Consider the following 4,763-nt stretch of genomic DNA (forward strand, 5'->3'; position numbering starts at 1 on the left):
CAGCCCCGCAGCCGGTCGCGGTAGTCGCGCCCGTAGCCGCTGGAGCCGCCGTAGTTGACGTCGAGCACGCCGATGCCCCGGCTGGTGAAGTAGGCCTTGGCGAGGTCGAACTCGCCGGTCTCGTGGCCGGTCGGCCCGCCGTGCGCCCACACCACGTAGGGCGGCAGCTCGTCGTCCGGGCCGCGGAAGCGGGGGTTCGCCGGTGCGTAGCGGAAGGCGTGCACCGGCTGCCCGGCCGCGTCGGTCAGCTCCACGGCCTCGGCCCGGGGCAGGTGGTCGGGGTGCGGCGAGGGTTCGGACTCCGCGCGCACCAGGTCGTGCCCGCCCCGGTCCACGTCGACCAAGACCACCCCGCCGGGCGCGTCGAGCCCGTGCGCGACGGCGCACACCGACCGCCCGGACACCGACAGCGCCGGCACGAAGGACCGCTGCGGCACCGGCACGTCCCGCAGCCGGCCGCCGTCCGGGTCGAGCACGCCGAGCCGCAACGCGCCCCGGCCGTGCAGCACGGCGAGGTCCCCGCCCTCCAGCACGGCGAACGGCCGCCCGCCGAGGCTCCACAGTGGATCGGCGAACTCCTCCTCCAGCGGGCACAGGTCGCGCACCCGCCCGTCGAGGTCGACCAGGTGGAGGTTCCACCAGCCGGAGCGGTCGGAGACCGCGTACAGCGAACCGCCGTCCCGCCACACCGGGGCCTGCGCCGACTCGGCCGGGCCGCCGAGCAGTCGCCGGCCGCGCACCGGCCCGTCCGGGTCGAGCCGCGCCACGTACAGGCAGGCGGCGTCCCAGGGCATGTCCGGCCGGTTCCAGCCGATCCACGCCAGGTGCCCGCCGTCGGGCGACGGGGTCGGAAAGGCCAGGAAGTCGGTGTCGACGACCAGCTCCCGCACCGCCGTGCCGTCCTCGGCCGCGGCGCCGTCGAGCGGGACGGCCACGAGGGCGCGTCGCGGCAGCACGTCCGGTGCGTGCGCCTCGCGCACGCACCACACCTCGGTCCCGTCCGGGGACGGCACGAGGTCCGCGTAACGCAGGGCCGAGGGCGTCGCCGGTGGGGGCGTGAGGGGCACCGCCACGTCGGCCACGCCCGACTCCACGAGGTAGAGGCGCTGGTCGTCGTGGTTGGCGAACACCACGGCCCACTCGCCACCGCTCCGGGGCGGCACCGGCAGGTAGGACCGGCCGCCGTACTCGTGGACCCTGGTGCGCGCCTCGAAACCCGCGGGCAGCACCGGCGCGCACGTGCCGCCCGGCGCCCGGCGCACCACCGCGGTCCGCCCGCCGTCGCCGGGCGCGTCCTCCTGCCACCAGATCGCCGGGCCCTCGATCACCGGAAAGGACACGTTCACCCTCGCGCGGGCGACGTCGGCGGCGGTGATCGGCGATTCCCATTCACCGTGCGGAGCGATCTCGCGTTCTGGCACCTGCTGCTCGCTTTCCCCTGACAGCCGCCCCACCACGAAAACCGAGAATACCGCGGAATCCGTTCGAGGGGGAGAACAAATGATCTTGAGTCCGCGTCAGGAACAGATAGTCATGTTGATCGCGGAAGGACTCCAGGACAAAGCCATCGCCGAACGGCTGGACATCTCGGTGCGCACGGTCGATTCCCACCTCCAGCGGCTCTACCAGCGCTACCAGCTGCACAGCAGGGCGGCGGTGGTGGCCAAGTGGCTGCGCGAGGGCGGGCAGGTCCGGCAGGACGGCGATGCCCGCGACCGGGGCTGAGCGCGCCCGGGGCCGACCGCCGCTCCACCGGCTGGGCGGAACGGCGGTCGGCCGGCTGTGCTCCCGATCAGCAGAGCGCCATCACGGTCGCCTGCACGAACTTGTCGCCCGAGAAGGACGCCAGGACGGGGCCGAAGGCCTCGGCGGCCGTCTTGGGCGCGGGCGTGGGCGTGCCGACCGTGAACTCGTGGTCGGTGGCCAACTGGGCCTTGACCTGCTCACCCGGGCAGTGCGCGCCGCCGTTGCCGACCAGCACCTCGGTCAGCCGGGAGACCATGTCGCCCAGCTTGTGGTCCGACCAGGTGGCCACGGTGCCCTCGTCGTCCTCGAAGGCGAAGCGCTCGAACAGGTGCGCCTCGGCGCGGTCGTCGCCCTGGACCATCAGCATGTAGACGCGGCGCTCGACCAGGCTGTCGGAGATGGTGGCGAGGTTCGCCTCGACGTTCTGGGGCGAGCCCATGTAGGTGTGCATCTGGCAGTCCCACGCCGCCGGCCTGCACGCCGCCACCGCGGACGGGCTCTGGGTCTGCTCTGCGCGTTCGGTCTGGGTAACCAAGGTGAACTCCTCGGTGTCGTCGGAGTGCCTTCGAATTCCTGGGGCGACCCCCACATTAGGACCCGGAATTTGGCGAGTCGATTGGAGATTTTCCCCGTAGGGGGTTCTACTGTCACCCGGATGCGACCGCGCGGCAGAACCCGACGGCAAGAGCACGCGAAACGCGTTGACCACGCGCACGACTGCCATTAACGTCCGGACCACGGTCCGCGTTGACCACTGCGGAGACAGAATGCGCACACTGCTGACCCGGTATCGAACGGCCCTGCGCTCCCCCGGCATGGCCCGGGTGATCACCGCCGCGTTCGCGGCGTACCTGCTGTCCGGCATGATGAGCCTCAGCCTGCTGCTGACCGCCGAGCGGGCCACCGGCAGCTACGCCACCGCGGGCCTGGTCGCCGGCGCGTACGCGGCGGCCCTGGCGTTCGCCGCGCCGGCGTGGGGCCGCTTCGTCGACCGCCGGGGTCCCCGGACACCGCTCGCGCTGGCCGTGGCGGCGCAGGCCGTGGCGGTGGGCGCCGTCGTCGTCGCGGCGAACTCCGGGACGCCCGCGCTGCTCGTGGCCGCCGCGGCGGTGGCCGGCGCGTGCTCGCCGCCGACCTCCACCGTGGCGTCGCGGGTGATGGCGGCGGTGCCGGACGAGGCGGTCCAGCGCACCCTCTTCGCCCTGTCGGGTTTCATCACCGAGTGCGTGTTCGTCGTCGGCCCCCTGGTCGTGGCGGCGCTCGTGCTGCTGTTCCACCCGCTGTGGGCGGTCGGCCTGGCGGCGGTGGCGTCCGCCGCGGGCGCGCTGCTGCTGCGGGGCTCGACCGCCGTGCGGCGGCTGGAGGAGGAAGCGGCGCGCACCACCGCCGACGGAGGCGGCTCGTCGGGGTGGAGCGCCGCCCAGGTGCGCGTGCTGACCGTCGTCGCCCTGGGCGCGTTCGCCATCGGCGGCGTGCAGGTGTCGATCGTCGCCCACGCGCAGGGGTCGGGGAGCAGCGAGGGCGTGTTCGTCGCGCTGGTCGCGACCGGAGGGGTGGTGGCCAGCTTCCTCTACGGCGGGCTGTCGCTGCCCGGTTCGCTGCCCGCGCAGCTCGCCGCGTGCCTCGGGCTCTACGGCCTGCTGATCCTGGGGCTGGCGTTCGAGCCGGGCCTCCTCGTCAGCGCGGTGCTGCTGCTGCTCATCGGCGCGGCGACGGGACCGGCGGACGGCATCGAGGCGATGCTGATCGGCAAGTGCACGCCTCCGGCGGCGCAGGCCCGCGCGTTCGCGGTGCTGGTGACGGCGAACTGGATCGGTTTCGCGCTCGGCAGCGCCGTCGGCGGCGCGGTCGTCGAGCGCGTGTCGCTCGCCGCGGGCGTGGTCGCGACCGGGCTGGCGGCCCTCGCGGCGGCGGCGCTGGCGCTGTTCTCCCGCGTGCCCACCGGCCCCGCCTCGGCGGCGGTCCGGTGAGGCCGGTGACCGATTCCCCGGAGGTGGGTTCGCGATGACGTGGTACCAGGGGTTCTTCGGCGCGCCGAGGGAGGTCGCCAAGCAGCTCTACGGGCTCCCGGCGGCGGTCGTGGCCGATCCGTACTACGCGCTGCTGCTGCACAGCGGCGCGGGCGCGGACGTGCGGGTGTTCGTCCGGGCGCGGCCGGGTGACGCCGAGGGCGAGGTCCGCGACTGGCTCGGCGACTCGCTCGGCGACCTGCCGGAGAGGCTCGTCGCCGCGTGCTGGGCGGAGCCCGGGGACGGGCGCCGGGTGGTGGAAGTGCTCGACGGCTTCGCCGCCTACTCGGTGCGCGCCGGCATCGGCTGCCCGCCCACCGCCCGCGGCGCGTTCGGGCACCAACTGCGCCGCCACGAGGGCCAGGACCTCGTCCGGGCACTGGTCGTGTCCTGTCCCGCGCAGGTGGTGGGGTGATGGGCGCGCTGCCCGCCGACGTTCCCGCGCTGTGGCGGTTCCACTGCCTCACCGGCTCCTACCGGGAGGTCGCCGTGGCCCTGTTCGGGCTGCCGCCGGCAGTGGTCGCCCACGACTGGTACCTGCTGCTGCTGGCCACCGACGGCGGCAGCGGCGCGCACCTGTTCACCAGGGCGGGGGACGGCGCGCGGGTGCTGTGCCACGAGTGGTCCGGCCAGGGGTTCGGCGACCTGCCCGCCGCCGTGCTGCGGGCGGTGTGGGAGACCGGCGCGACCGACCGGGTGGAGGAGGTCCTGCGGTCGCGGTGCGCCCTGGCCACCTCGGGTCCGTCGCTCGCGCCGATCTCCCCGCGCGGCGCGTTCGGCGGTCCCTTCGACTCGTTGCGTGGTCGGTGGGCCCGTGCGCTGGTGTTGGCCCGTTGACGACCTCGTGCCCCGGGGCCGGTCGGCTCTCCGGGGCACGGGGTCGTCGTGTGGTCAGGACACGCTCGCGGGCACTTTCTCCGTGCTCGGTTGGGTGTCGGTCGGCGAGGTGGTGGGGGTGGTGGCGCGGAAGGCGCGCAGGCGCAGGCTGTTGCTGACCACGAACACGCT

General features: G+C 74.4%; 6 protein-coding genes. 4 read left to right on the forward strand and 2 right to left on the reverse strand.

Annotated elements, in window-relative coordinates; all coding sequences use genetic code 11:
- On the reverse strand, nt 1-1,340 hold a 1,340-nt coding region (locus ACFV4N_RS40000; RefSeq protein WP_499677900.1), incomplete at its 3' end, for a S9 family peptidase.
- Nucleotides 1,341-1,500: 160 nt separating this feature from the next.
- On the opposite strand from ACFV4N_RS40000, the gene ACFV4N_RS40005 reads away from it, so the two are divergent.
- Nucleotides 1,501-1,725 carry a response regulator transcription factor gene (locus tag ACFV4N_RS40005; protein ID WP_499677901.1) on the forward strand — a complete coding sequence of 75 codons (225 nt, stop codon included), beginning with the start codon at nt 1,501-1,503 and terminating at the stop codon, nt 1,723-1,725.
- 67 nt (nt 1,726-1,792) lie between these two features.
- Here the strand turns inward: ACFV4N_RS40005 and ACFV4N_RS40010 are convergent, their stop codons facing one another.
- The gene (locus ACFV4N_RS40010; RefSeq protein WP_499677902.1) at nt 1,793-2,281 is read right to left on the reverse strand and encodes a hypothetical protein; all 489 of its coding nucleotides are present in this window, start codon (nt 2,279-2,281) and stop codon (nt 1,793-1,795) included.
- Between the two features lie 232 nt (nt 2,282-2,513).
- Here ACFV4N_RS40010 and ACFV4N_RS40015 point away from each other — a divergent pair, with 232 nt between their 5' ends.
- From ACFV4N_RS40015 to ACFV4N_RS40025, 3 genes are read left to right on the forward strand one after another with little or no spacing between them, the layout of a single operon-like run.
- Nucleotides 2,514-3,716: an MFS transporter gene (locus ACFV4N_RS40015; RefSeq protein ID WP_499677903.1), complete on the forward strand. Its 1,203-nt coding sequence runs from the start codon at nt 2,514-2,516 to the stop codon at nt 3,714-3,716.
- Between the two features lie 34 nt (nt 3,717-3,750).
- Nucleotides 3,751-4,170 carry a hypothetical protein gene (locus ACFV4N_RS40020; protein ID WP_499677904.1) on the forward strand — a complete coding sequence of 140 codons (420 nt, stop codon included), beginning with the start codon at nt 3,751-3,753 and terminating at the stop codon, nt 4,168-4,170.
- On the forward strand, nt 4,170-4,592 hold the full coding sequence (locus tag ACFV4N_RS40025) for a hypothetical protein (protein ID WP_499677905.1): 423 nt from the start codon (nt 4,170-4,172) through the stop codon (nt 4,590-4,592). Before ACFV4N_RS40020 ends, ACFV4N_RS40025 begins: the two co-directional genes overlap by 1 nt.
- Nucleotides 4,593-4,763 lie beyond the last annotated feature (171 nt).

The organism is Actinosynnema sp. NPDC059797 (genome assembly GCF_042732085.1).
In the GTDB taxonomy this organism is placed as follows: Bacteria; Actinomycetota; Actinomycetes; order Mycobacteriales; family Pseudonocardiaceae; genus Actinosynnema.